Annotated in this window: 23 protein-coding genes; 14 read left to right on the forward strand and 9 right to left on the reverse strand. The window is 65.5% G+C overall.

The window, feature by feature from the left end:
- Nucleotides 1-5: 5 nt before the first annotated feature.
- The 8 genes from OXU42_07980 (at nt 6) to pstB (ending at nt 8,175) form a co-directional block, all read left to right on the forward strand.
- A complete protein-coding gene (locus OXU42_07980) occupies nt 6-1,340 on the forward strand; it encodes an AAA family ATPase (GenBank protein ID MDE0029320.1) in 1,335 nt (444 codons plus the stop codon).
- Between the two features lie 255 nt (nt 1,341-1,595).
- On the forward strand, nt 1,596-1,961 hold the full coding sequence (locus tag OXU42_07985; protein MDE0029321.1) for a metalloregulator ArsR/SmtB family transcription factor: 366 nt from the start codon (nt 1,596-1,598) through the stop codon (nt 1,959-1,961).
- Nucleotides 1,916-2,632, forward strand: a complete 717-nt coding sequence (locus OXU42_07990; GenBank protein MDE0029322.1) for an aquaporin family protein — start codon at nt 1,916-1,918, stop codon at nt 2,630-2,632. The genes OXU42_07985 and OXU42_07990 overlap by 46 nt, the downstream gene beginning before the upstream one ends.
- Nucleotides 2,629-3,162 carry an arsenate reductase ArsC gene (locus OXU42_07995; GenBank protein ID MDE0029323.1) on the forward strand — a complete coding sequence of 178 codons (534 nt, stop codon included), beginning with the start codon at nt 2,629-2,631 and terminating at the stop codon, nt 3,160-3,162. The genes OXU42_07990 and OXU42_07995 overlap by 4 nt, the downstream gene beginning before the upstream one ends.
- A 235-nt stretch (nt 3,163-3,397) precedes the next feature.
- Nucleotides 3,398-4,441, forward strand: coding sequence for a PstS family phosphate ABC transporter substrate-binding protein (locus OXU42_08000; protein ID MDE0029324.1), 1,044 nt, complete (start codon nt 3,398-3,400; stop codon nt 4,439-4,441).
- A gap of 102 nt (nt 4,442-4,543) precedes the next feature.
- A complete protein-coding gene (pstC, locus tag OXU42_08005; GenBank protein ID MDE0029325.1) occupies nt 4,544-5,923 on the forward strand; it encodes a phosphate ABC transporter permease subunit PstC in 1,380 nt (459 codons plus the stop codon).
- A gap of 2 nt (nt 5,924-5,925) precedes the next feature.
- Nucleotides 5,926-7,215 (forward strand): phosphate ABC transporter permease PstA, encoded by a 1,290-nt coding sequence (pstA, locus tag OXU42_08010; GenBank protein MDE0029326.1) that lies wholly within the window; start codon nt 5,926-5,928, stop codon nt 7,213-7,215.
- Nucleotides 7,216-7,323: 108 nt separating this feature from the next.
- On the forward strand, nt 7,324-8,175 hold the full coding sequence (pstB, locus tag OXU42_08015; protein ID MDE0029327.1) for a phosphate ABC transporter ATP-binding protein PstB: 852 nt from the start codon (nt 7,324-7,326) through the stop codon (nt 8,173-8,175).
- Nucleotides 8,176-8,181: 6 nt separating this feature from the next.
- Here pstB and OXU42_08020 read toward each other — a convergent pair whose 3' ends face one another.
- The 4 genes from OXU42_08020 to OXU42_08035 form a co-directional block, all read right to left on the reverse strand.
- Nucleotides 8,182-9,108: an aldo/keto reductase gene (locus OXU42_08020; protein MDE0029328.1), complete on the reverse strand. Its 927-nt coding sequence runs from the start codon at nt 9,106-9,108 to the stop codon at nt 8,182-8,184.
- Nucleotides 9,105-10,979 (reverse strand): alpha/beta fold hydrolase, encoded by a 1,875-nt coding sequence (locus OXU42_08025; GenBank protein ID MDE0029329.1) that lies wholly within the window; start codon nt 10,977-10,979, stop codon nt 9,105-9,107. The genes OXU42_08020 and OXU42_08025 overlap by 4 nt, the downstream gene beginning before the upstream one ends.
- Before the next feature lie 82 nt (nt 10,980-11,061).
- Complete coding sequence (locus tag OXU42_08030; GenBank protein ID MDE0029330.1) at nt 11,062-12,159, reverse strand: ankyrin repeat domain-containing protein; 1,098 nt, start codon at nt 12,157-12,159, stop codon at nt 11,062-11,064.
- Between the two features lie 57 nt (nt 12,160-12,216).
- Nucleotides 12,217-13,734, reverse strand: a complete 1,518-nt coding sequence (locus OXU42_08035; GenBank protein MDE0029331.1) for an amidase — start codon at nt 13,732-13,734, stop codon at nt 12,217-12,219.
- Between the two features lie 164 nt (nt 13,735-13,898).
- Between OXU42_08035 and OXU42_08040 the strand changes: the two genes are divergently transcribed.
- The 6 genes from OXU42_08040 (at nt 13,899) to OXU42_08065 (ending at nt 19,020) form a co-directional block, all read left to right on the forward strand.
- Nucleotides 13,899-14,099 carry a type II toxin-antitoxin system VapB family antitoxin gene (locus OXU42_08040; GenBank protein MDE0029332.1) on the forward strand — a complete coding sequence of 67 codons (201 nt, stop codon included), beginning with the start codon at nt 13,899-13,901 and terminating at the stop codon, nt 14,097-14,099.
- Entirely contained in the window at nt 14,096-14,482 is a 387-nt protein-coding gene (locus OXU42_08045) for a PIN domain nuclease (GenBank protein ID MDE0029333.1), read from the forward strand. Before OXU42_08040 ends, OXU42_08045 begins: the two co-directional genes overlap by 4 nt.
- Nucleotides 14,483-14,693: 211 nt before the next feature.
- Nucleotides 14,694-16,154 carry a lyase family protein gene (locus OXU42_08050; protein MDE0029334.1) on the forward strand — a complete coding sequence of 487 codons (1,461 nt, stop codon included), beginning with the start codon at nt 14,694-14,696 and terminating at the stop codon, nt 16,152-16,154.
- A gap of 132 nt (nt 16,155-16,286) precedes the next feature.
- Complete coding sequence (locus tag OXU42_08055; GenBank protein ID MDE0029335.1) at nt 16,287-17,003, forward strand: aspartate/glutamate racemase family protein; 717 nt, start codon at nt 16,287-16,289, stop codon at nt 17,001-17,003.
- A 26-nt stretch (nt 17,004-17,029) separates the two neighbouring features.
- Nucleotides 17,030-18,568 (forward strand): long-chain-fatty-acid--CoA ligase, encoded by a 1,539-nt coding sequence (locus OXU42_08060; protein MDE0029336.1) that lies wholly within the window; start codon nt 17,030-17,032, stop codon nt 18,566-18,568.
- Nucleotides 18,569-18,615: 47 nt separating this feature from the next.
- Nucleotides 18,616-19,020 carry a heme-binding protein gene (locus OXU42_08065; protein MDE0029337.1) on the forward strand — a complete coding sequence of 135 codons (405 nt, stop codon included), beginning with the start codon at nt 18,616-18,618 and terminating at the stop codon, nt 19,018-19,020.
- Between the two features lie 41 nt (nt 19,021-19,061).
- Here OXU42_08065 and OXU42_08070 read toward each other — a convergent pair whose 3' ends face one another.
- Genes OXU42_08070 through pgi form a run of 5 tightly spaced genes read right to left on the reverse strand, consistent with a single transcriptional unit; the run spans nt 19,062 to nt 23,960 of the window.
- Nucleotides 19,062-20,465, reverse strand: coding sequence for an L-serine ammonia-lyase (locus OXU42_08070; GenBank protein ID MDE0029338.1), 1,404 nt, complete (start codon nt 20,463-20,465; stop codon nt 19,062-19,064).
- A 54-nt stretch (nt 20,466-20,519) separates the two neighbouring features.
- Complete coding sequence (locus OXU42_08075) at nt 20,520-21,056, reverse strand: PIN domain-containing protein (protein ID MDE0029339.1); 537 nt, start codon at nt 21,054-21,056, stop codon at nt 20,520-20,522.
- Nucleotides 21,046-21,414 (reverse strand): STAS-like domain-containing protein, encoded by a 369-nt coding sequence (locus tag OXU42_08080; protein MDE0029340.1) that lies wholly within the window; start codon nt 21,412-21,414, stop codon nt 21,046-21,048. Before OXU42_08080 ends, OXU42_08075 begins: the two co-directional genes overlap by 11 nt.
- A gap of 9 nt (nt 21,415-21,423) precedes the next feature.
- Nucleotides 21,424-22,296 carry an ATP-binding protein gene (locus OXU42_08085; GenBank protein ID MDE0029341.1) on the reverse strand — a complete coding sequence of 291 codons (873 nt, stop codon included), beginning with the start codon at nt 22,294-22,296 and terminating at the stop codon, nt 21,424-21,426.
- 35 nt (nt 22,297-22,331) lie between these two features.
- Entirely contained in the window at nt 22,332-23,960 is a 1,629-nt protein-coding gene (gene pgi / locus OXU42_08090; GenBank protein MDE0029342.1) for a glucose-6-phosphate isomerase, read from the reverse strand.
- Nucleotides 23,961-23,974: the final 14 nt, after the last annotated feature.

Below are 23,974 nucleotides of genomic sequence, written 5' to 3' on the forward strand. Positions count from 1 at the left end.
ACTATATGTCAATTTCGTATATAGCTCGGCATGGAGAAAGCGAACTCGCTCGGCACATCGCCGATGCCACGCCTTTCAAGCCGGTGCTGCTCCTGGAGGGCGCCCGTCAAGTGGGAAAGACCACGCTGGCGGAGCGTGTCCTGCGGCAATCACCCAAGCGCGCCGTACACGTGAACCTGGAGCGGGACTCGCTGATCCGGTCGGCTCTTGATGCCTGCCGGGATTTTGCCGAATACGAAGACGTGCTGCGCGATCGCTTCGATTTCCGGGGCGATGCAGATCGGGTCCTGTTCATCGACGAGGCGCAGGAGAGCCGCAAACTCGGTGAGTTCGTGCGCTTCATGAAGGAAGAGTGGTCGAAAGCCACGGTCATCCTGTCGGGCTCCACGCTCACTCGTCTGTTCCGCCCCACGACCCGCTATCCCGTGGGCCGCGTCCGCCGTTTCGTTCTGGGTCCGTTCTCGTTCTCGGAGTTCCTGGTAGCCTTGGGCCGGCGGCACCTCGCCGACCTCGTGGTGAGCACCCAAACTCGCATAAGCGATCAACGGCACGCACAACTCCTCACCCTGTTCGACGCCTTTCTCGCCGTCGGCGGGCTGCCCGCGGTCGTGCAGGCGCATGCTTCCGGTGACGACCACGGGTTGGTCCTGAGACAGATCATCGCCGATTATGAACAGGACTTTATCCGTATCTTCGGGGAAGACAGCATCGATATCGCCATGGCCTGTTTGCGCAGCGTGGCCAACTTCGCCGGCGGTGCGTCGAAGAACACCGCCGTCGTCCCGGCTCCGAGCACCCGCGTCAACGAGCGCATCAACCACGTGTTCGCCCGGTTCGAGGGCTGGCATCTGGTCTTGCGCTCGGACCAGATGGGCATGAACCCGCAAGCCAGCCACGGCTATCTGCCCAAGCGGTACCTGTTCGACACGGGCGTGCTGCGCGAGTTGCGCGAGTCCGCCGTGCCGTCCATCAGCGCCGTCCGCACCCTGTCCGCCGCGGCACGAACGCCTCTCGGCGCGGTCATCGAGAACCAGACGGCCATCGAGCTGATGCGTTCCCGCGCGGATCTCTCCGGCTGGAAGCGGACTCCTTCGGGCGCGGAGATCGACTTCGTCGTGAAGCGGGGCGGCACGGTCTTCCCGGTCGAATGCAAGGCCGCGCTGACGGTGAACCGAAAGCACATGCGCGGTGTGACCGGATATCTGCGGCAGCACGGGCTCCGCACCGGATACCTGGTGAGTCTGGCGCCCTACTCCACGACGACACTGGACGACGTGCGGATCGTGAACCTGCCGGGCTATCTCCTGGAACGGGTCGGCTGTACGTCTGATTCGCCGTAGACCCTTCAGCACCCTGTTCGGCGATTTCGGATCTCTGCGGAACGCGTTCCGCCGGCGCGCTATCTGCTCAACGCCCTTTTCGATAGCGTCTGCCTTGTCACTTGCTTCGCGCGGGTCGGCAGGATCGAGGAACGAAGGGGATGTATGAGAGACCTGTTATCGGAGAATGTTCCGATCTGATGGGCGTCTTGGGTGCCTGAGAACTCAAGCGTTGAGCTGTTTGTTTTTCCAACAAGTTTCCATAATACTAGAAATATGGAACATGATCGCGCGGTGGTCGCCTTGGCGGCTCTTGCGCAGGACACGCGGCTTAATATCTTTCGCCTTCTGGTGGAAACAGGCTTCGAGGGGCTGCCCGCCGGACAGATCGGCAAGCGGCTCGGGCTGCCCTTGGCGACCCTTTCGTTCCACCTGAATACGCTCAAGCAGGCGGGCCTCGTGGATTTCAGGCGCGAGTCGCGCTCGCTCATCTACCGGTCCAACTTCGAGACAATGAACGACCTGCTCCGCTATCTGACGGACAACTGTTGCGGCGGCAACCCCGAGGCGTGCGGCATCCCGGTTCCGGAAGATCCGTGGGACAAGCCCAAGAGAACCCGAAAGACCTCCCGCGTCGCCTGACGGCGGAGGCCGTCGGCACGGCCTTTCTGCTGGCCGCGGTGGTGGGCTCCGGCATCATGGGCGAGCGGCTGGCCGGCGGCAACGAGGCGGTGGCTTTGCTGGCCAACACCGTGTCCACGGGCGCGGCCCTCTCGGTGCTGATCCTGGTGTTCGGCCCCATCTCCGGCGCACACTTCAACCCGGCGGTGACGGTGGCCGAGGGTTTCCTCGGCGGACTCGCGTGGCGTGACGTTCCGGGCTACCTGGCGGTGCAGGTCACCGGCGCCATCGCCGGGGTGGTCGTGGCGAACCTGATGTTCGACGAGCCCGCGGTGTTCTTCTCGCAGAAGGAGCGCTTCGGCGCGGGGCAGTGGCTGGGCGAGTTCGTCGCGACCTTCGGCCTCCTGGCGGTGATCCAGGGGTGCGTCCGGCTGCGCGGCTCCGCGGTGCCGTTGGCCGTGGGCGGCTACATCACCGCCGCCTACTGGTTCACCTCGTCCACCTCGTTCGCCAATCCCGCGGTGACCATTGCGCGAACGCTCTCCGACACGTTCGCCGGCATCGACCCCTTGCACGCGCCCGCGTTCATCGCGATGCAGTTCGCCGGCGCGGCGGCGGCCACGGCGCTTTTCTGGTGGCTGGTGCCGCCCGAGGCCGAGGGTTCGATAACGACCCCCTGGAGGTCCACATGAGCAAGGACGACAGACGCTTCAACGTGCTTTTCCTGTGCACCGGTAATTCCGCCCGCAGTGTCTTGGGCGAATGCATCCTGAACCGCCTCGGACGCGGGCGGTTCCAGGCGTTCAGCGCCGGCAGCCACCCCAAGGGCGCGATCCACCCGCTGACCATAGAGACCCTGAAAAAGCTCAACTACGTGACCGACGGCCTCCGCCCCAAGAGCTGGGAAGAGTTCGCCGCGCCGGGCGCGCCCGAGTTGCACTTCGTCTTTACGGTGTGCGATCAGGCGGCCCGGGAGGTCTGTCCGCTTTGGCCCGGCCAGCCCATGTCGGCCCACTGGGGCATTCCCGACCCGGCGGCGGTGGGAGGCAGCGAGGCGGAGCAGGTCATCGCCTTCGCCGACGCCTACCGGATGCTCTTCAACCGCATCTCGATCTTCGTGAACCTGCCGCTGACCTCCCTCGACCGGCTGGCGCTGCAACGGCGTCTCGACGAGATCGGCGGGAGCGGACAGTCATCCGGCGACAGCGCGGCGCCGTCCTAGCTCGCCGCGCGGAAAGTCCCACGATTTCAAGCGGTTGGGTTGGTATCGTCCAAGTGGGGTCCACGTGCGCGCCGCAGCCGTAACACACTTGTAACAGTGGTTTCATTCGCGTGTGATGTCGCCGTCATAGAAGGATAATTGCCCTTGGTTAGATTGCCGCCAAAACGGCAGGGTCATTGGGACCCTCTTCGGGTGTCGTGTTTGGTGACAAGACTCTAACCGCAGGAGGTTATCCATGCAGCGGAAGAGTGTGTTGATGGCGGCAGTGGTGGCACTGGCCGTGGCGGGAATGGCGACCGCCGTCTCGGCGCAGTCGCGCGACTACATCCAGATCGTCGGCTCGTCCACGGTCTATCCGTTCACCACGGTGGCGGCCGAGCAGTTCGGCAAGACAACCAAGTTCAAGACCCCCAAGGTGGAGTCCACGGGCTCGGGCGGCGGCCTCAAGCTGTTCTGCGCGGGCGTAGGCGTGGAGCACCCGGACATGACCAACTCTTCGCGGCGCATCAAGAAGAGCGAGGTCGAGCGCTGTGGCAAGAACGGCGTCAGGGAGATCGTCGAGCTGAAGGTCGGCTACGACGGCATCGCGGTGGCCAGCTCGAAGAAGAGCAGGTCCCTGAGCCTCACCCCGCGGGATCTCTTTCTCGCCCTGGCCAAGGACGTGCCGGCCAACGCCGACGGCAGCGAGCGCAAGCCCAACCCCAACAAGACCTGGAAGGACGTCAACCCCAAGCTCCCGGCTCTGAAGATCGAGGTGCTGGGTCCCCCGCCGACGTCCGGCACCCGCGACGCTTTCGTGGAGTTGGTGATGGATGCGGGCTGCGGCATGTTTGCCGCCATCAAGAGCATGGAGAAGAAGGCGAAGAGGGCCGCTTGCCGCACCATGCGTGAGGACGGTGCTTTCGTCGAGGCGGGCGAGAACGACAACCTGATCGTGCAGAAGCTCGACGCCAACCCCAACGCCTTCGGCATCTTCGGCTTCAGCTTCCTGGACCAGAACACGGACAAGCTCCATGGCGCCTCCATCAACGGCGTGAAGCCCGAGTTCGAGACCATCGCCGACGGCAGCTATCCGGTGGCGCGGCCGCTGTACATCTACATCAAGAAGGCCCACCTGGACGTGATCGCCGGCATGAGGGAGTTCCTCGCCGAGTACACCAGCGAGAAGGCCTGGGGCGACGAGGGCTATCTGACCGACAAGGGACTGATCCCGATGCCCAAGAAGGAGCGCCAGCAGTTCTCCTCGGACGTGAAGAACCTGAAGAACCTGGCTCTGTAGCAACGAGTTCGAGTCCGGCCGTGGCGCGCGATGCGTCCCGGCCGGACCTTCAACCCTGCCGGCCTTGCGGCCGGCGTTTCGCGCAAAGGTTTTCTTGAGTCCATGGGCTCCCCAAGTCTGATCCTCGCGCTCCTTGGCCTCAGCTCCGTCAGCTACTACCTCGGCTGGCGGCGCTCCATCTCGCTGGCCCAGGGCACTGTCCGCAACCTGCATTCCCTTCCCGGCTACCACGGTCTGTACACCGCCCTCTGGGCCGCGGTGCCCGCGCTCTTGCTTCTTTGCATCGGCGTGGCCCTCAAGGGCCCCATCGTCACCAGCATCGTCGTGGCCGACCTGCCGCGGGAGGTCCGGAGCCTGCCCGAAGAGCGGCTCAACCTAGTGATCAACGACATCCGCAACCTCGCCTCCGGCAACATCGCCTCGCAGAAGACACCCGCCATGCTGGCCGCGGCGGAGCGTTACGTCCGCCTGCAGGGCTACGGCGCCATCGCCATCACCGTGGCCGTGCTGGTCTTGGCCGCGTTCTGCGGCGCCATGGCCTGGCGCACCATCAAGCCCGGGAAGCGTGCGCGCAACGCTGTGGAACGCATCATCCTGGGCTTCCTCATGGCCAGTTCCACCATCGCCATCCTCACCACGGTGGGGATCGTGCTGTCGGTGCTGTTCGAGTCCATCCGCTTCTTCCAGGCCATCCCCTTGACCGACTTCATCTTCGGCCTCGATTGGAGCCCGCAGACCGCCATCCGCGCGGACCAGGTGGGCGCGTCGGGCGCCTTCGGCGCGATTCCGCTGTTCGTCGGAACGCTGCTGATCTCGTTCATCGCCATGGTCGTGGCCGTGCCCGTGGGCCTCATGTCGGCCATCTACCTCGCCGAGTACGCGCGCCCGCGAGTCCGCGCCGTGGTGAAGCCCCTGCTCGAAGTGCTGGCGGGCATCCCCACCGTGGTGTACGGCTTCTTCGCGGCTCTCACGGTGGCGCCGTTCATCCGTGGGATGGGCCAACACGTCGGCCTCGAGGTGGCCTCCGAGAGTGCCTTGGCCGCGGGGCTGGTCATGGGGATCATGATCATCCCGTTCGTATCCTCGCTTTCCGATGACGTCATCAACGCGGTGCCTCAAGCCATGCGCGACGGCGCGTATGCGCTGGGCGCGACCCAGTCCGAGACCATCAGACAGGTGGTTATCCCGGCGGCGCTTCCGGGAATCGTCGGGGGCGTTCTCCTGGCCGTGTCGCGCGCCATCGGCGAAACCATGATCGTGGTCATGGCCGCCGGGCTGGCCGCGAACCTCACCGTCAATCCGCTCCGGGCTGTCACCACGGTGACGGTCCAGATCGTGACCTTGCTGACCGGCGACCAGGAGTTCGACAGCCCCAAGACTCTGGCCGCGTTCGCGTTGGGCCTGGTGTTGTTCGTCGTGACCCTGGGCTTGAACGTCATCGCCCTGCAAGTGGTGCGCAAGTACCGGGAGCAGTACGAGTAGTCATGGCCGCACCCACAAACAGCACCATCGACATTGTGCGCGCCACCCTGGCCCGCCGGAACCGCGCCGAACGGCGCTTCAGGAACTTCGGGCGCGCGGCGGTTGTCGTGGGGCTCGTGTTCCTGGTGTTGATGTTCGTCAACATCATCGCCACCGGTTACTCCGCCTTCCGGCAGACCTACGTGAAGCTCCCGGTCCACTTCGACGCGCAGGTGATCGATCCCCAGGGCACCGGGGATCCCGACACCCTCGGGTCCGCCGACTACGGCGCCCTGGTCAAGGCGTCGGTGCGTTCGCTCTTTCCCGAGGTGAAGGGGAGGCGGCACCGGCGGGACGTGGCCATGCTGGTCAGCCGGGGAACCGTCTTCGAGCTTCGCCGCATGGTCCTGGAGGATCCGTCGCTGGTAGGCGCCAGGGCCGAGATATGGGTGCCCGCCGACGACGACTACGACATGCTGCACAAAGGGAACGTCGACCGGAACCTCCCGGAAGGGGACCGGCGGCTGTCCGACATGCAGATCGGCTGGTTCGACGAATTGGTGGCCCAAGGGCGGGTGGAGTCGCGCTTCAACAAGACGTTCTTCACCGCCGGCGATTCGCGCGAGCCGGAACTCGCCGGCATCTGGGGCGCGGCCATGGGGTCGTTCTTCACCCTGATCGTGACCTTGGCGCTGTCGTTCCCGCTGGGCGTGGCCACCGCCGTCTACCTGGAGGAGTACGCTCCCCGGAATCGCGTGACCGCGCTGATCGAGGTGAACATCAACAACCTGGCGGCGGTACCGTCCATCGTCTTCGGCCTTCTCGGGCTGGCGGTGTTCATCAACCTGTTCGGTCTGCCGCGCTCGGCACCTCTGGTGGGAGGGCTGGTGCTCACCCTCATGACGCTTCCGACCATCATCATCGCGGGCCGCGCGGCGCTCACGTCCGTGCCGCCGTCGATTCGGGAGGCGGCCTTGGGGGTGGGGGCATCCAAGTTGCAGATGATCGTGCACCACGTGTTGCCGCTGGCCATGCCCGGCATGTTGACCGGGACCATCATCGGCATGGCCCGGGCCCTTGGAGAGACCGCGCCGCTGCTCATGATCGGAATGGTCGCGTTCGTGGTGGACATTCCGCAGGGCGTAACGGATGCAGCGACGGCGCTGCCCGTGCAGATTTTTCTCTGGCTGGACAGCCCGGAGCGTGCCTTCGTCGAAAGGGCGTCCGCCGCCATCATGGTCCTGCTGGCGTTTCTCGTTGCCATGAACGCCTTGGCCATCGTGCTGCGGCGACGCTTTGAAAGACGCTGGTAAACCGGCAAGAACGAAGGTGTCGGCCGGCGAGCCCTTGTCGGGGATCGGAGGCGGCACGGTAACAGCTCAGGAGGCGCCGTTATGGCCGACCAACCAAGTGTAGCCGTCATGGAAGCAGGAACGCTGGAATTCCGTGGAGCCGAGGCCGACCTTGTCGACGAGCGACGTGAAAGCCGCGAAACCGTGGGCACGCCGTTCGTCGACGATGCGCGCATGACCTGCCGCAACGTCGACGTCTATTACGGCGACAACCATGCCATCAAGAACGTGAGCCTGGACATAGGGCGGGAGCAGGTGCTGGCCATGATCGGCCCGTCCGGGTGCGGCAAGTCCACGTTCCTGCGCGCGCTCAACCGCATGAACGACACCATCGACGGCTGTCGCATGACGGGTGAGATCAAGCTCGATGGCAACGATATCTACTCCAAGGACATGGACGTGGTACCGTTGCGAGCCCAGGTGGGCATGGTGTTCCAGAAGCCCAACCCCTTTCCCAAGTCCATCTTCGACAACATCGCCTACGGCGTGCGCATCCACGGCCTGGCGGAATCCAAGTCCGAGCTCGAGGGCATCGTGGAGCACAGCCTCAAGCGCGCCGGCCTGTGGGAAGAGGTGAACGACCGCCTCGACCAGCCCGGCACCGGCTTGTCCGGCGGCCAGCAGCAGCGCCTGTGCATCGCCCGCACCATCGCCGTGAGTCCCGAGGTCATCCTCATGGACGAGCCCTGCTCCGCCCTCGACCCCATCGCCACCGCGCGCGTTGAGGACCTCATCAACGAGCTCGGCGCGGACTACACCATCGCCATCGTCACCCATTCCATGCAGCAGGCCGCCCGTGTGTCGCAGCGCACCGCCTATTTTCACCTGGGAGACTTGCTGGAGGTGGGGCCGACCGACCAGATATTCACCAACCCCATCCACCCACTCACCGAGGACTACATCACCGGCCGGTTCGGGTGATTGAGGTCAGTTCCCCGTCACCGAGTCCACATCCCCGAACAGCGCCTCCAGCCGCTCCAGCGCCCCGGCCGGCAACGGCGGCTTGAGCGCCGCCTCGATGTTGGCCGCCAGGTGCCCTTCGTCCCCGGTGCCCGTCAGCACCACGTCCGCGCCCGGCTCGTGCACGCAGAAGCGGTAGGCCGCCTCGGTCAGACTCCCGGCGCAACCGTCGTCCGTGAGGAATCCCAGGTCCGCGCCCGGTGCCACGAGGCCGTTCTGCTCCATTTCCACCAGCAGCCGTGCAAGCCGCACCGGCTGGCTCAGCGCCCGCCGCACCGCGAACATCACCAGCGTCCCCACGCCCTTTTCCCGCGTGAGCGGGAATACGCTGCGCCGTGCCGACGGGTTCAGCAGGTTGAATCCCACCATGACCACGTCCCACCACGGATCCCGCAGCCCGCGCCGGAGCATCTCGTGCCGCGGGTTCGCCGGGAATTCCTCGGTGATGCCCACCGCGCGAATCTTCCCTTCCTCGCGCAGCTTCGTCAGGACCGGCGCCATCACGTTCGCCGCGAAGTCGTAGCGCGCCTCGCTCACGCCGTGGAGATGAAAGACGTCCACGTAGTCCGTGCCCAGCCGCTCGAGGCTCGCCTCCACTCCCGCGCGCATGAACCCCGCCGGATCGGGATGGTCCGGCTCGGGCATGATCTTCTTGGTGGATATCACGATGCGGTCCCGCGGCACGTCGCGGATGGCCGCGCGGACGATCTCTTCCGTGCCGTAGTTCTCCGCGGTGTCCAGGAAGTTCACGCCCAGGTCCAGCGCCTGCCGCACCAGGCGGACGGAGTGGTCCGTACTCTTCCCGCCACGCTGGCCGAGCCGGCTGGGACCGCCGCAGCCGAGTCCGACGACGCTCACCTCAAGTTCGGTGTTGCCGAGTCTGGTGTAGTTCATGGGTGCAGATGCTCCTCCAGAAACGCCGCTAACGACGCAACGATATGTGATTTCCTGCCCGCACTCCAGATCCTGTGGCGCGCGGACTCGAACTCGACAAGTTGCACCGTCTTGCCGCTCTCCTTCAACAGATGGAACATCTCCTGGGAGTGGGAGGGTGGGACGCGGCGGTCACGAGATCCCGCGATCAACTGGACCGGAGCGACGATACGGTCGAAGTTGTTGACCGGCGACACCTCGGCCAAGGCCACCTCAGGAAGCAAATCGCTATCGAAGAATTCTTGCCAGGCTACACGGTTGTTGGGACGCCGCCAGTCGGTTCTCCAGAATTCGACCGCATCCGTGACGGCATTGATGGCGATCCCCGCCTTGAATCGGTCGGGGTGATGCGCCAGCATCACGAGCGTCAGGAATCCGCCGAAACTGCCCCCCAACAGCGCGATCCCATCGCGCGCGGCGTGCTCGTTCGCGACGGCCCATTCGGCGGCATCCAGGACATCGTGCTGCATGCTCCCGAACAGAGTCCCTTTCCCGGCGGCGAGAAAGCTTCGATCGTAGCCGGTGGATCCGCGGTAGTTCAGCCTGAGCACCGCGTATCCCTCGCCGGCGAGAAACTGAACCAACGCGCCGTCCGGCCAGAAGTACCTGGACCATGGCCCGCCGTGAAGCATGAGTATCATCGGCGGGGGACGGGCGGCATCGGGGTCCGGAGGCAAGGTGAGATAGCCGTAAAGCTCAAGTCCGTCGCGTGCCGGGAACGTCACGGGTCGAGAGGGAGACGGCGCATACGACGCCAGAGAACTGGCCGACAGTTCACGGGACGTTTTCTTTTCGAGATCCAGAAGATACCAGCTACGATACAGCCGAGGGTTCTCCACCAGGACGACGGCGGATTTCCCCATCCGGTCCAGGCTCACCAGATCGATACGCGACGGTCGGCCGACCTTTTCGTACAGCGCCTCGTACGCAGCCGCAAGTCCGTCATGGAAATGCACGACGACCTGGTAGTCCGGGTCATAGCTGGCCAGCAAGGGCGTGCCTTCCCCGTCCTCGTCGAATAGTATGACGGCCTTGGTCAGATCATGGTGCTCGTGCTCGAAGAAGACCTCCTCCTCGCCCGTCTCGACATTCAGCCGGACCAGCGCTACCCGCTCGCGCTGCCGGTTGGATAGTGCCCATACCGTGCCGTCCCGCTGCACGAACCGGATAGGCTTCAGCTCTGTGTAGTGCGGGGCAAAGTGGAACCGGTAGTCCCACTCTCCCGTCGGCGTCAGGGATTGGAATACACGTTGTCCGGTGATCGACAACTTGATCCTGGCGACGAGTCGGCCCTTGGCCGTCGTGAGCCAGCGCACCACGCTCCGCCCATCTTCGATCAACACACGGCACCGGGTCTCCGTTCGATGTTCGGTCGAGGCGGGACTCAAATCGCAACGATAGACCGGCCGGTGCCGTCGTGAACCTCGGGCGAGGAGAAAGGGAACGGTCCGTGACGGAAAGACGAGGACCCTGGGAGCCTGGTGCGCCGGGATAGCTTCCGGTCCGGTAAGGGCCACCTTGTCCATTCGTACGGTCTCGGCGTCCAGTGACAACCGGTAGACCTGCTTGTCCTTGGCGACCGCGTAAGCGACGTTGCTGTTCTCGCCCCAAACGGCACGAACGAAGGAGTGCTTCAGGAGTCCGAGAGATCGACCTGAAGAGGTTTCCACCACGTCGAACAGTGTCTCCCCTTCATGCTCCTCCTGGACGATCATCCTGGCGCCGTCGTAGGACAGGATATGCCGCTCCGTCCGGGGCGGCGCATGAAGCTGAAGGGTAGCCGTGGCATGACGGCAGGATGCCGCCACCATGGCCGCCACGAGAGCGATCAAGGCCAGAGCGCGACCTGTCCGCCGTCCGGGAACAGGCCCGCCCGCGTGGGGGTACGGGCCCCGTGACGCTTGGGCGGCCACGTCACCGGGAAGGGTCTTCGAGCAGCTTCTCGACAATGTCGTCAGCTTTGAGTCGCTTCGCCAAATCGATCGCGGAGAGACCGCCCCGCCGGCCACAGTGATCGTAGTGTTTCAGTTCCGGGTCCTTTTTGAGCAGCACGTCAACTATTTGGGGATGCTTCATGGCAATGGCCGCACAGATCGCTCCGGACGATCGCCCCCGCGTGGTGGCGCCCTTCTTCAGCAGGAACACCACCATCTCGGTCCGGCCGAAGAGAGCCGCCGCCATGAGGATCGGTCTCCTTATGACGCGGCCGCCCGCGAAACGCGGATGCTGAAAGGGAACGATCGTGTCCGGGTCGAAGTCCTTGACCGCGGCCCTGCGCAACCCCTTGATGTCACCGGTGGCCACGAGGATCGTGAGAGGGTGCGTCGTGGGGCTCCGCGATACCGGCGGACCGCCGGCGCGTGGCTCTTCCACCTTCGGAACGGCGATGCCGCGCACGCCCACCTTGGAGAGAAGGGACTCCAGGGTTCGGGCATCAACTCGAGCGGAAAGCGGGCAGTAGAAACCCATCAGATCACCGTTGCCGAGCGTGTCCGCCCGGCGGATGGTGCCGTCATCGAGATAGAGGTGAAACACGCCGCATCGGCGCTCGCCGCCCTCGAGAATCAGAAACTCGGCCGGCCCCACCGCGGTTCCGGCGGTGCCGGTCTCAACGGTCGACATCGGCACGTTCTTGAACCTCGCGAAAACCTTTGTGAACCGATCAACCAAAGGAACTTCCCGGTCGGTGGGGAAGTGGTGATCGGGAGGGAGTATCCTCAGATCAATCCGAAAGACGGTTCGACGACCGGGACCGACCGTCCATCGAGCCCGGTAGCTCTCCTGGGAGTTGCTTGCGTCGAAGGGCTGGTAGTAGTGAAGCGCCAGGTAGTCGTCCAAGTCGCTTCCGGAGAATACGATCTTGTTCTCCGCTTCGGTGATTCCCTGCCACTTCTGCGCGAAAGCTTCCGTGGATGCCGCCAGAACGAGTGCGGTGCTCAGCGCGAACAGTCGGCCAAGTCGCATGGAACGGGTCAGATGATTCGATTGCACCGAAATGCCCTCGCATTTCATATGCGTGCTTGTGGCCAAGCACACTATCAGTGGACAAATGATCGGTCAATAATCTCCTCAAGGGCACGCTGGTGAGAGTTGCCGGCTCGTCCGTTCAAACGCGTACGCCGCTCGATAGAGCGTGAACTCGTCGAAGTGCCTGCCCGCCAGCATCATCCCCACGGGCAGTCCGTCGGCCGTCGTGCCACAGGGAATCGTCATGGCGGGATGTCCGGTGAGGTTGAAGGGGCCGGTGTTGGCGAGCATCTCGCCCGCCCGCCGGGCGCGCTCGGCCGGGCCGGCGTCGGTGTCGGGCAAGGGCGTGGCCGCCATGGGGGTGGTGGGCATGAGCAGCAGGTCGTAGCCGGAGAGGGCCTCGTCGTAGGCGCGGCGGATGGTCCGGCGCAGGCGCTGCGCCTTGACGTAGTGGTGTCCGGGGGCACGGGCGCGCACGAAGGCGCCGAACAGGATCAGCGCCAACACGTTCTCCGGCAACTCCCGCCAGCGGTCGCTCCAGGTGGCGAACTTCTCGGCCAGGCCCGGGCCGAGGCCTTCGGCGTCGGGCATGACCCCCGATCGCCCCATGGAGTGGGCGAGGCCTTCGACGTAGATGGGCTGGGCGAGCAGCCAGGCCCGCTTGTGTACGGGGACGGACGCCTCCTCCACCGCCAACCCGGCTCGGACCAGGGTGTCGGCCGCGGACCGCACGTGTTCTTCGACTTCAGCCTCGGCATTGTGCCGGCCGAAGCCTTCCTTGACCACGGCCACGCGCAAGCCCTTGGCGCCGGCGCGGCGCGCTGCCGTGTATTTCACCGGCTGCCAAGTGCTGGGCTGGCGTGGATCCATGCCGTCGCGTCCGGCGAGCACTTCCAGCAGCAAGGCGTTGTTGTCCACGTCGCGCGTCATGGGGCCGCAGTGGTCCACCACGGGGTCCACTCCCAGGATCCCGGTGTACGGGACGAGGCCGTGGGTGGGCTTCATGCCCACGATGCCGCACCACGCCGCGGGCACCCGGATGGAACCGGCCTGATCGCAGCCCAGGGCCATGCCCGCGTCCCCCACGGCCACGGCCACCGCGCTCCCGGACGACGAGCCGCCCGCCGAATAGCCCTCCTTGTACGGATTGACGACCGGCCCGTTGGCGCAGGTGTGGCTTCCGCCCGAGAGAGACAGATACTCGCAGTTGGTCTTGCCGACGATCTCCGCGCCGGCGTGGAGCGCGCGGGTGACCACGGTGGCGTCGACGTCGGGCACGTGGCCCTCCAGGAACGAAGCACCGTTCATCATCGGCACGCCGGCCACGCTGATGGAGTCCTTCACCGCCAGGGTCTTGCCCGCGAGCCGTCCGCGGTATTCCTCCCGGATGGACGTCTTGACGTACCATGCGTTGTAGCGGTTCTCCGCCGGTCTCGGCCGGCGCGCGGGCGCGCGCCGTTGCCCCACCGCCGGGTCGGGCGCCTCGCCCACCAGCGCATAGGCGCGGGCGAATCCCTCCATCTGCTCCAGGTACCCGGTCAGTTCGTCGTCGGAAAGGTCGACGCCGAGGCCGTCCGCGACGGCCCGCAGTTGTTCGCGTGTCGGTTTATCAATAGACATGGGACGGATTTCTGATGCCCGGACAACGAAGGGTTCACGGACGATCACGCGTAACTCAACATTAACCGGGAAGGGGGTCAAGATGCACTTGCCTCGCCGTCAAAGTAACACACCTCCCTGGGAGCTTCCTTGCCGACGGCCGGCATTTGGTGTATTGCAGGTGTATGGCACGTACCAACATTGACATTGATGATGAAGCATGCGCGGAAGTGATGCGCCGCTACCGTCTACCCAGCAAGCGCGAAGCGGTCAACTTCGCCCTTCGAGCCCTCGCGGCCGAGCCCTTCAGTGTCGAGGAAGCCCGGCGCCTTCGGGGGGCGGGATGGGAAGGTGACCTGGACGAGATGCGGACCCGCCCCTCGTGATCCTGATCGACACGTCCGCCTGGATCGAGTTCCTTCGCAACACGGGCTCCCCGATCTGCGACCGTGTCGATGCCCTGCTCGAAGAAGAGATTGCCGTCTGCGACGCGATTCGGATGGAGGTGCTCGCCGGCGCCCGCGACGAGCGGCACCTCCAGGCACTCCGGCGATTGCTCGCGCTTGCGACGGTGTTGCCGACGGAGCCTGCCCGCTACGACGACGCCGCGGCGTTGTACCGTGCATGTCGCAGGGAAGGCGAGACCGTTCGCAAGTTGATCGACTGCCTCATCGCCGCCGTCGCCATCCACGCCCGTATACCTGTTCTCCACGGAGATGCCGACTTCGAGGTCCTGGTCCGTCATACGGAACTGGAAACAGCGACATGAGTTGCGACGGTGTTGCGCGACCGGCGGACGACTGCAAGAAGTCTGCGTGGAGGCGGCATCCTCTCCTTGCCGCAGCCTCACTCTGCGTCCTCCCAAGCCAAACTCACCTTCGGGCCGCTCGACTTGTTGATATTGGCTCCGCCATTCACGTAGAGTCGGCCGGCAGCGCGAGGCAGTGGCGGGGTGAAGCCCCGGATAAAGGGAGGTGCACGTGGCAACGACTCCACAGGGCGCGCGTCTGGCCGGCGCCAAGGCGCCGAGCTACGTTCGGGCGGTCAACGAGGTCGAGGCGCGGTCAAGCCGGTATACGGCGCGCTACATGCTCGCCAGCGACGTCGCCTACGTGCTGACGGCGGCGGAGATGAACCTGACGCCGGTGGAGTCGGCGAAAGAGTTGCTGGAGGCGGTGCTGGCGCTGATCGATGACCTGGACGCCGTCGACACCACCACGCCGCCCGGCGATATCGTGGCGCAGCGCGAGGCGTGGATGCGTGAGAGAGTCGGGGCGCGGCACGCGGCCTGGCTTCACTTGGGGCGCAATCGCGGCGAGAGCCTGCGGGCGTACTTGCCGCGGCTCTATTTCCGGCACACGCTGTACGAGGAACGCCGCGCGGTGACGGGAATGCTGCGGGTGCTGGTGGAGAAGGCCGAGCCCGTCCTGGAGGCGGTGGCGCCCAACTACCACCATCTGCAGCATTCCGGCTTCGGGACGCTCGGCGAGTACTTGCTCTCGTGGGTGCCGGTGTTCCTGTCTCACCTGGAACGGCTGGAGCAGGCCGAACAGCGCCTGGACTACGGGCCGTCGGTCATCGGCGCGCGCAAGGAAGTGCACGCGCTGTACGACAGGGTGAGCCGCCGGCTGGGCTTTTCGCGGCGCGCCTGGCTGCGGCGCGACGGCATCTGGATGCACGGCCAGTTCACCGAGCCGTTCTTCGCCCTGTCGCTGGTGGCGGTGGACGTCGCCCGCATGGCCCAGGACATGCGCATCTGGATGACGCCGGAGTTCGGCTTCTTCGTGCCCGCGGACGCGCACTCGGGCGGAAGCAGCGCCTTGCCCCACGCCAAGGTGCCGTTCGGCTTCCAGGCGGTCATCGGCGGCGCCATCATGGCCGCGACCCGCCTCGCCGGCGAAATGTCGGCCGCCGCCGGGGGACCGTCGGAAGGGTCCGAGCCCATCTACCATTCCGCGAGCCTGTACGAAGGCGCGGCGGATATCGTCGCCCGCACCCGCTACATGGCCGAGGTGATCGAGCACGGCCGGTTCGACCTGGAGGAGCTCAGACGCAAGTCCACCACCGACTACGCGGGCTCCAGCGAAGCCCACGACCGGCTGGTGTACGATTTCGGCGTGCCGTTCCGTACCGGCCACCGGCTCCTGGGCGCCATGGCCCGGGCGGACTACCTGGGCGAGCCGCGGATCGACCTCAAGCAGGCGCTGCGGGAGGAGACCGGGCGCGACCTCGACGTCGACCAGGACGAGATCATGGACATCGTGCTGGGCCGGCGGCTGTGGCCGACCACGTTCGACTTCGACCGGCTGAGGGAGTTGTGGGCGGAGTTCGGCAACGAGGTCGCGGGAGCGGAGGGAAAGCTGGCGGACCAGAATCCGGTGGAGAGGACGCTGGAGGCGCTGCTGGCCGAGGCGCGGGCGTGGCTTGCCCGGCAGGGGTGAGGCGTAGAAGGACGGCGCCAATCGATTGTGTTGGCGCCCTTCGACTTCGCGCCGCTGACGCGGCGCTACGCTCAGGGTGAACGGGGTTGGGCTCGCCCGCATCTGCTCGGAGGACGGAAAGGAGAATCAGCCATGGCTCGTGTTGCCTTCGTCGTCGGCGACTACCCTTCGGAGGAGCGCACCCGGCGCGAGAAGGTCGCCCTGTCCTACGCCACCGCGGAGGTCGAGGTCGGCATCGTGTCCGCGCCGGTCACCCCCTACTTTCACGGCATGACGCAGGCCGAGATCACGATGGTGTCGCCCGCGCTCATCCAGGCGTTCCGGGAGGCCGAAGCGCAAGGCTACGACGCCGCGGTGCCGCTGGGGTTCCTCGACCTGGGAGTGGACGGCGGACGGTCCGCGGTCGACATTCCCATTCTTGCGCCCTTCGAGACCGCGCTTCACGTCGCCGCGCTGATGGGCGACCGGTTCGGTTGCATCGCCTACAACGAGATTCACTTCCCGGTGCTGCAAGGTCTCGCGCGGCGCTACGGCATGGAGCACAAGATCGTCGGCTGGGCCGGATCGGGTTTCGACCTGCCGGACATCGCGGCCAACCACGATGCCATGGTCGAGAACTTCGTCGCCTCGGCCCGCAAGCTCATCGATCGGGACGGCGCCGACGTGATCATTCCCACCGGCATCACTCAGTGTCCGGTCCATATCGATCCCAAGTGGTTGATGAAGGAGTTGGGCGTTCCGGTATCGGAAGGCATCGGCGCACCCATCCGCATCGCCGCGGTCTTCGCGGACCTGGGCTTGCACCAAAGCCGCAAGCGCTGGCTGAAATCCCGTTCGTTCGAGGGGTAACGCGGGAGTCGGCCGCTATCCGAACCATGCTCGGTTCCCTGACGCTGCGGAACTCGCGGCTGAGACCCGATGCGGCGGCTATCCTGTTCGAGGGACGGACCATAACGCACCGTGTCTTCGCCGAGCGCGCCCTCCGGCTTGCCGCCGCGCTGCGGCGCCGCGGGGTGGCGCGCGGCGACCGGGTCGCCATCCTGACGCAGAACTGCCCCGAGTTTCTCGAAGCGTACGCCGCCGGCGAGTTGGGCGGCTGGACCAGCGTGACGGTGAACTACCGGCTGGCACCTCCCGAGATCGACGTCATCCTCGCCGACAGCGAGCCCAAGGCGATGATCGTGGGTGCCGAGTCCCTCGACCGGTTGAGCCCGGCTGCATCGGCCCGGCTCGATCATGTCCTGGTCATCGGCGACGCCTCGTCCGACGTGGCTTACGACGCGGCGCTGGCGGCGGAAGAACCCGAGCCCCCGCGTGCCGGGCCCGAACCGGACGACTGCGCCTACCTGATCTACACCAGCGGCACCACCGGGAAGCCCAAGGGCGTCATGCTGAGCCACCGCGGCATGATGGAAGCCGCACGCCTCACCGCCCTCGAGTCGTTGGTCCGGCCCGACGACCGGGTTGCGCTTACGATGCCGCTCTACCACATCGGCGGGCGGCTCACGTCGCTGTCGTACGCTTTGCACGGCTGCGCCATCGTCCTTCACCGGAACTACCGCCCGCGGGCGTTCTTCGAGTCCCTCCGGGCCGACGGCGTGACCGCGACGCTGCTCGCGCCCACCATGCTCGGCGACCTGCTGGAGACGACGCCGGCCGGCCGCGGGTCGCTGCCCAGGCTGTCCAGGCTCTTCTATTCGGCGGCGCCCATGCCGGAAGCCCTGCTGCGCCGCGCCATGAAGGCGTTCGGGCCGATCTTCGCGCAGTTCTACGGCATGACCGAATCCGCCGGCCCAGGATGCGTGCTGCACGCCCATCAGCACCTGCTGGACGGCCCCGAGCCCGTGGTGCGCCGGCTGCGCTCCGCGGGCCAGCCCATGATTGGCTGCGACGTGCGGGTGGTGGACCCGGAAGGCATCCCCTGCGCGATCGGCGAGCCCGGCGAGATCGTCATCCAAAGCCCCTCGCTCATGACCGGATACTGGCGCAACCCCGAGGCCACGGCCGAGACCATCCGCCACGGCTGGCTCCATACCGGCGACGCCGGCATGGCGGACGAGGAAGGGTTCATCTTCGTCATCGACCGGCTCAAGGACATGATCATCTCGGGGGGAGAGAACATCTACTCCCGAGAGGTGGAGGACGCGCTGGTGAGCCACCCCGGCGTGGTCGAGGCGGCGGTCGTCGGGCGCCCGGACGCGCGCTGGGGTGAATCGGTGCTCGCCTTCGTGGTGCGGCGCGAGGTTCCCGGCGTCACGGAAGAGACCTTGATCGACCACTGCCGGCGGAAGATCGCGCCGTACAAGAGGCCCAGGGAGATACGCTTCGTCGACTCACTGCCCAAGCTGCCCAACGGGAAGGTCGAGAAGGCGAAACTGCGCGCACAGGTCACCACACTGCCAACCGCGCCATAACGCCCCCGCGCATCCGCGAAGCCTCACGGAAAGGAAGACACAAGACCATGCGCAGCAAGTTCAGCCTGACACTCGAGGACGTGCACCGGATCGTTGCCGCATGCCGGCGCGAAGCCGGCAGGGCAGGGCGGGCCGCGACCATCGCCGTCGTGGACGGCTCCGGCGTGCTCATGTACCTGGAGCGGCCCGACGACCAGCCCGTCAACAGCGTCGACATGGCCACCGGCAAGGCCCGGACCGCCGCCTTCCGCGAACGCCCCAGCTCCAGTCTCGAAGCCCGCGTGAAGGAGCGCCCGGGCTTCCTCACCTACCCCAACGCCATCGCGGTGACCGGCGGCGTGCCGCTGATCTACCAAGGCCAATGCGTCGGCGGCGTCGGCGTTTCGGGCATCGCCGATGATGACGAGGTCGTGGCAAAGGCCGGCGCCGAGGCGCTGGCCGGTGGTGGTTGATACGCCCCTGGCCATGAAGGACTGCATTTCCGGCGCCGGTGTCAGCACTGCGGCAGGTTCACGGCGAGGCCGCCGAGGCTGGTCTCCTTGAAGCGCGTGCTCATTTCCTGGCCGGTTTCGCGCATGGCCGCGATGCAGTTGTCGAGGGGCATGAAGTGGCTGCCGTCTCCTCGCAGCGCCAGCGAGGCGGCCGCCACCGCCTTGTTTGCGCCGATGCCGTTGCGCTCGATGCAGGGGATCTGGACCAGGCCCGCCACCGGGTCGCAGGTCATGCCGAGGTGGTGTTCGAGGGCGATCTCGGCCGCGTTTTCGACCTGCGCCGGCGTACCGCCAAGAACGGCGCACAGGCCCGCGGCGGCCATGGCGGCGGCGGAGCCGACCTCGGCCTGGCAGCCGGCGTCGGCGCCGGAGATCGACGCGTTGTGCTTGATGAGCCCGCCGATGGCGGACGCGGTGAGCAGGAAGTCGGGGATGCGGTCCTCGGCGGCGCCGATGCAGTGGTCCCGATAGTATCGAAGCACCGCCGGAACGACCCCGGCCGCGCCGTTGGTGGGCGCGGTCACCACCTTGCCTCCAGCCGCGTTCTCTTCGTTCACGGCCATGGCGTAGACGTTGAGCCAGTCCGTGACCACGTGCGGCTGCATCCGGTTGGAATCCCGTTCGCGGTGCAACTGTTCGAACAGCGCGCTCGCGCGCCGCTTCACTTTCAACCCACCCGACAGTTCCCCGCGCGCGGCCAGGCCGCGCTCCACGCATTCGTTCATCGCGTTCCAGATGGACCGGAGCCCGGCGTCCAACTCACCGTCGGACCGCTGGACGCGCTCGTTCGCGCGTGCCATCTCCGCGATGCTCTTGCCGCTCTCGCCGGCCATCCGCAGCATGGTTGCGGCAGTGTCGAAGGGGAACGGGTGGGACCGGTCCTCGTCCTCGCCGCCGGCCGCGGGCGCGCCTTGGGCGAGTTCTTCCTCGGTGACGATGAAGCCGCCGCCGATCGAATAGTACACTTGGGCGAGCCGGACCGCGCCGGCCGAATCCACCGCCTCGAAACGAAGCCCGTTGGGATGACCCGGCAGACGCACGCGCCGGTCGAAAACCAGATCGTCGTCCGGGTCGAACGCAAGAGAGAGGCCGTCCGATGGAGGCAGGAGGCGGTTTTGCCGCAAAGAGTCGAGGTCGGCCTCCGCCCGGTCGAGGTCCAGGTCCGCGGCCCGATGGCCCAGGAGCCCGAGCATGACCGCCCGGTCCGTCGCGTGCCCCTTGCCGGTAAAGGCGAGAGAGCCGTGAAGCGAAGCGCGGACGCGCAGCCAGCGGCCCGGCGGCACCTGGCCCCGGCAGCGTTCCCGAACCAGCTCGACAAAGGCGCCGGCCGCCGCCATCGGCCCCATCGTGTGGGAGGACGACGGACCGACGCCCACCTTGAAGAGATCGAAGACGCTCAGAAACATCGTGCACCAAGGGGAATCCGGCCAGCTTGAGTGCTATTGCTTCGCCTTGCAAGATCAGTTCAACAGTCTGTTGTTGGCTGTCAGTATGGTCACTCCTTCTCCGGCGAAGTCCGCGTCGTCCGTCACAAGTTTCAGGAGGTTCCTCTTGCAGGTCTCGCGGATGACTTGATCATTGAAATCCGCCCGACCGTCTCCATACTCGGCAGTTACCGCGTCCAGGTCAAGTGTGGGGAAGCCACTTTCCACTGGTGAACATTGCCTCAATATGCGCCGTGTGTCGGCGGCGATATGGAGAGCGATCGGTTTGAAGGCGTCACTGTTGCGGAAAGCCTTGAAGCTGAATCCGGTCCCCGATTCCTGGTAGTGAAATCTGGCCCAACGATTGATGACCTCCGATAGGACGAGCACGTCGATATAGATACGGCACTTTGCCTCCAGGATGCGCCGAAATGCGCTGGAGTAGTAGTGTGTTCTGGGGCCACGACTGGGCCGTTGTGGTCCATGGATGTACAGCCAAACATTGGCGTCGAGGAACAATTCATCAGCAGACGAAAAACGGTAGTCCCTGACGTGTAAGACCTCACCCGCCATTGTCGTCCTCGCTGTCCAGGGTTTCACGAGCGGCTTGGTTAAATCTCTCAGGGTCTTTGAAGTACAGCTTCGCGGTGTCAACAACACGCTTCAAAAGGGCAAGATCCTCAGCCTCCATGTCTTCGACGCTAAGCAATTCACGAATCTGGTTCTCTTTGAACTCGCCATACAACTGGCCGATGGCCGTGTTGAGAAAGGCCGATGTCAGCGTCGAAACATTGAGGAACGAGAGTACGACACGGCGATTCTGCCTGAGCGTGGCGGCTAGCCGGTCATGGACCTTCTGTCCGTCGCCCGAGGCGACGCACAAGGGGCTGCCGACCACACCGAATACGGATATCGCAACACTTTTGTTCATCGGAGGACCTTAAAAAATGTCGTCTGTCTCAAGTTCGGAGGAAAGTCTGTAAGAATTCCGATCCGCGGTATCGATTTCCACACTCACAACGGTGCCGGGGAATGCGTTCCTCAGTCGCGCCTTGTTGTTGCGTCGGTTCTTCCGTCTCCAATAGCCGGCGTCAGACACGATCTGGAGGGAGCCGCCGTTCAAGTCTATGAACTCGCACAGCAATTTCAAACCCAATCCGCCAGGGACATCTCCTCGTTTGGTCGTGTTGTTTGCCTGGGTGGCCCATTCGATGGCTTCCTCTGGAGCCAAGTCAACTCCGGTATGGCGGTGTACGTTCCGCTGTATCCCTACTCCTAAATCGGCCACACAGAAGTCGAGTTTAGATCGGGTTGGAAAAAATTGCCCGCAACTGAAGATGCCCAGTTTGGTCCGGGAATGCAGGACGGCGTTGCTGAAGATCTCGAAGATGCTTTCGCAGAACTTTTTTCGGAGGCCGGTGGACATCTCCGGTATTTCCGAGCGCTGGATGAATTCGTCCTCAATGTAACGAGCAAAGTAGCGATCATCGTCAGCGTCGAATCGCTTGTAGGAAATCGTCGTCCCCCAGTGATCAGGAACCTTGGTGCGGCCGTAGTGACTGAGGAAGCCGTTTTTCGACAGGATGCTTTCGACGGCTGGGCGGATATGGGTCAGGCGGACTGTGTTCAGATTGTCTTCCAGACCGTACAAGATTGCGCCAAGGGCGGCGCACATGTCGGCGTCGAGCCAATCCGTCGCGCGCATGTCGATCTCGACATCGTCCAGGAAACAGTCCGCGGTCTGGGCATGAAGACCTGCGAGGACCAAGAATCCATGGCGATCGTGGTGGATCGCGGACAGGGGGATTTTCATGCCGACATCCGGGCGGTCGTTACCTCGCGCCCCCCTCACCCCCGCAAACGCCGGTAGCGCCGTATCAACGCGTTTGTTGAGCTGTCGTGGGCCAGCTCCGGCGCCGCTTCGCTTTCCAGTTCAGGGACGATGCGTTGCGCCAGGGCCTTGCCCAGCTCCACGCCCCACTGGTCGAAGGAGTTGATGCCCCAGATGGAGCCCTGGACGAACACCTTGTGCTCGTAGAGGCCGATGATCTTGCCCAGGGTTTCCGGGGTCAACCGCTCCGCCAGGATGGTGTTGGTGGGGCGGTTGCCCTCGAAGGTCCGGTGCGGCACCTGGAAGGCTTCCATGCCCTCGGCGGCCGCCTCCTCCCCGGTCTTGCCGAAGGCCAGGGCCTCGGTCTGGGCGAACAGGTTCGCCATCAGCAAGTCGTGGTGGTTCCCCAGCGGGTTCAGGGTCCGGCAGAAGCCGATGAAGTCGCAGGGGATGAGCTTCGTGCCCTGGTGGATCAACTGGTAGTAGGCGTGCTGTCCGTTGGTGCCGGGCTGTCCCCAGATGATCGGGCCGGTCTGGTAGTCCACGGCCTCGCCGTCCAGGGTGACATGCTTGCCGTTGCTCTCCATGTCGAGTTGCTGGCAGTAGGCGCTCAGGCGCCAGAGGTACTGGTCGTAGGGCAGGATGGAGTGGGTCTCGGCGCCGAAGAAGTTGTTGTACCAGATGCCCAGGAGGCCCAGCAGCACCGGCAGGTTCTCCTCGAAGGGGGCGGTGCGGAAATGCCCGTCCATGGCGTGGAGGCCGCCGAGCATGGCTCGGAAGTTGTCCGGACCGACCGCGATCATCAGCGACAGGCCGATGGCGGAGTCGTAGGAATAGCGGCCCCCGACCCAGTCCCAGAAGCCGAACATGTTGTCGGTGTCGATGCCGAAGCGCCGCACCTCGTCGTGGTTGGTGGACACGGCCACGAAGTGGCGCGCCACGGCGGCGTCGTCCTTGAGGGCGGCCAGGCACCATTCCCGCGCCGTGTGGGCGTTCTTCAGGGTCTCCAGGGTGGTGAAGGTCTTGGAGCTGACGATGAACAGGGTCTCGGCCGGGTCCAGGCCATGGGTGGTCTCGACGAAGTCCGTGGCGTCCACGTTGGAGACGAAGCCCAGGTCGAGGGAGCGGTCGCTGTAGTGCCGCAGGGCCTCGTAGGCCATCACCGGGCCCAGGTCCGAGCCGCCGATGCCGATGTTGACCACGTTGCGGATGCGCTTCCCGGTGTGCCCTTTCCACTCGCCCGAGCGTACCCGGTCGGCGAAGGACGTCATCCGGTCCAGCACCGCGTGCACCTCGGGCACCACGTCCTCGCCGTCCACCAGGATCCGGCGGTCGCGCGGCGCCCGCAGCGCCACGTGCAGCACCGGCCGTCCCTCGGTGACGTTGATGCGCTCGCCGCCGAACATGGCGTCGATGCGCGCTCGGAGCCCGGTGGCCCCGGCCAGCTCCAGCAGGAGCCCCAGGGTCTCGTCTGTGACGCGGTTCTTGGAGTAGTCGAGATAGAGCCCCGCGCCCTCCACCGCGAAGCGCTCGCCGCGGGTCGCGTCCTCGGCGAACAGCGCGCGCAGGTGCATGTCCTTGATCTTGCGGTGGTGGGCGGCGAGGGCTTTCCACGCCGGCAGATCGGTCAGGCGATGAGTGGCGATGGCGGCTCCTCCTG

Source organism: Deltaproteobacteria bacterium, from assembly GCA_028818775.1.
Taxonomy (GTDB): domain Bacteria; phylum Desulfobacterota; class Binatia; order UBA9968; family JAJDTQ01; genus JAJDTQ01.

What these genes read in the sequence shown, in the direction of transcription:
- OXU42_08040 (MDE0029332.1), top strand. Translation starts at nt 13,899, where the DNA reads ATGGCACGTACCAACATTGACATTGATGATGAAGCATGCGCGGAAGTG.
- OXU42_08070 (MDE0029338.1), bottom strand. Translation starts at nt 20,465, where the DNA reads ATGTTTCTGAGCGTCTTCGATCTCTTCAAGGTGGGCGTCGGTCCGTCG.
- OXU42_08080 (MDE0029340.1), bottom strand. Translation starts at nt 21,414, where the DNA reads ATGAACAAAAGTGTTGCGATATCCGTATTCGGTGTGGTCGGCAGCCCC.
- OXU42_07985 (MDE0029321.1), top strand. Translation starts at nt 1,596, where the DNA reads ATGGAACATGATCGCGCGGTGGTCGCCTTGGCGGCTCTTGCGCAGGAC.
- OXU42_08075 (MDE0029339.1), bottom strand. Translation starts at nt 21,056, where the DNA reads ATGGCGGGTGAGGTCTTACACGTCAGGGACTACCGTTTTTCGTCTGCT.
- pstC (MDE0029325.1), top strand. Translation starts at nt 4,544, where the DNA reads ATGGGCTCCCCAAGTCTGATCCTCGCGCTCCTTGGCCTCAGCTCCGTC.
- pstB (MDE0029327.1), top strand. Translation starts at nt 7,324, where the DNA reads ATGGAAGCAGGAACGCTGGAATTCCGTGGAGCCGAGGCCGACCTTGTC.
- OXU42_08035 (MDE0029331.1), bottom strand. Translation starts at nt 13,734, where the DNA reads ATGTCTATTGATAAACCGACACGCGAACAACTGCGGGCCGTCGCGGAC.
- OXU42_08065 (MDE0029337.1), top strand. Translation starts at nt 18,616, where the DNA reads ATGCGCAGCAAGTTCAGCCTGACACTCGAGGACGTGCACCGGATCGTT.
- OXU42_07995 (MDE0029323.1), top strand. Translation starts at nt 2,629, where the DNA reads ATGAGCAAGGACGACAGACGCTTCAACGTGCTTTTCCTGTGCACCGGT.
- OXU42_08020 (MDE0029328.1), bottom strand. Translation starts at nt 9,108, where the DNA reads ATGAACTACACCAGACTCGGCAACACCGAACTTGAGGTGAGCGTCGTC.
- pstA (MDE0029326.1), top strand. Translation starts at nt 5,926, where the DNA reads ATGGCCGCACCCACAAACAGCACCATCGACATTGTGCGCGCCACCCTG.
- OXU42_08060 (MDE0029336.1), top strand. Translation starts at nt 17,030, where the DNA reads ATGCTCGGTTCCCTGACGCTGCGGAACTCGCGGCTGAGACCCGATGCG.
- OXU42_08000 (MDE0029324.1), top strand. Translation starts at nt 3,398, where the DNA reads ATGCAGCGGAAGAGTGTGTTGATGGCGGCAGTGGTGGCACTGGCCGTG.
- OXU42_07980 (MDE0029320.1), top strand. Translation starts at nt 6, where the DNA reads ATGTCAATTTCGTATATAGCTCGGCATGGAGAAAGCGAACTCGCTCGG.
- OXU42_08055 (MDE0029335.1), top strand. Translation starts at nt 16,287, where the DNA reads ATGGCTCGTGTTGCCTTCGTCGTCGGCGACTACCCTTCGGAGGAGCGC.
- OXU42_08085 (MDE0029341.1), bottom strand. Translation starts at nt 22,296, where the DNA reads ATGAAAATCCCCCTGTCCGCGATCCACCACGATCGCCATGGATTCTTG.
- OXU42_08030 (MDE0029330.1), bottom strand. Translation starts at nt 12,159, where the DNA reads ATGAAATGCGAGGGCATTTCGGTGCAATCGAATCATCTGACCCGTTCC.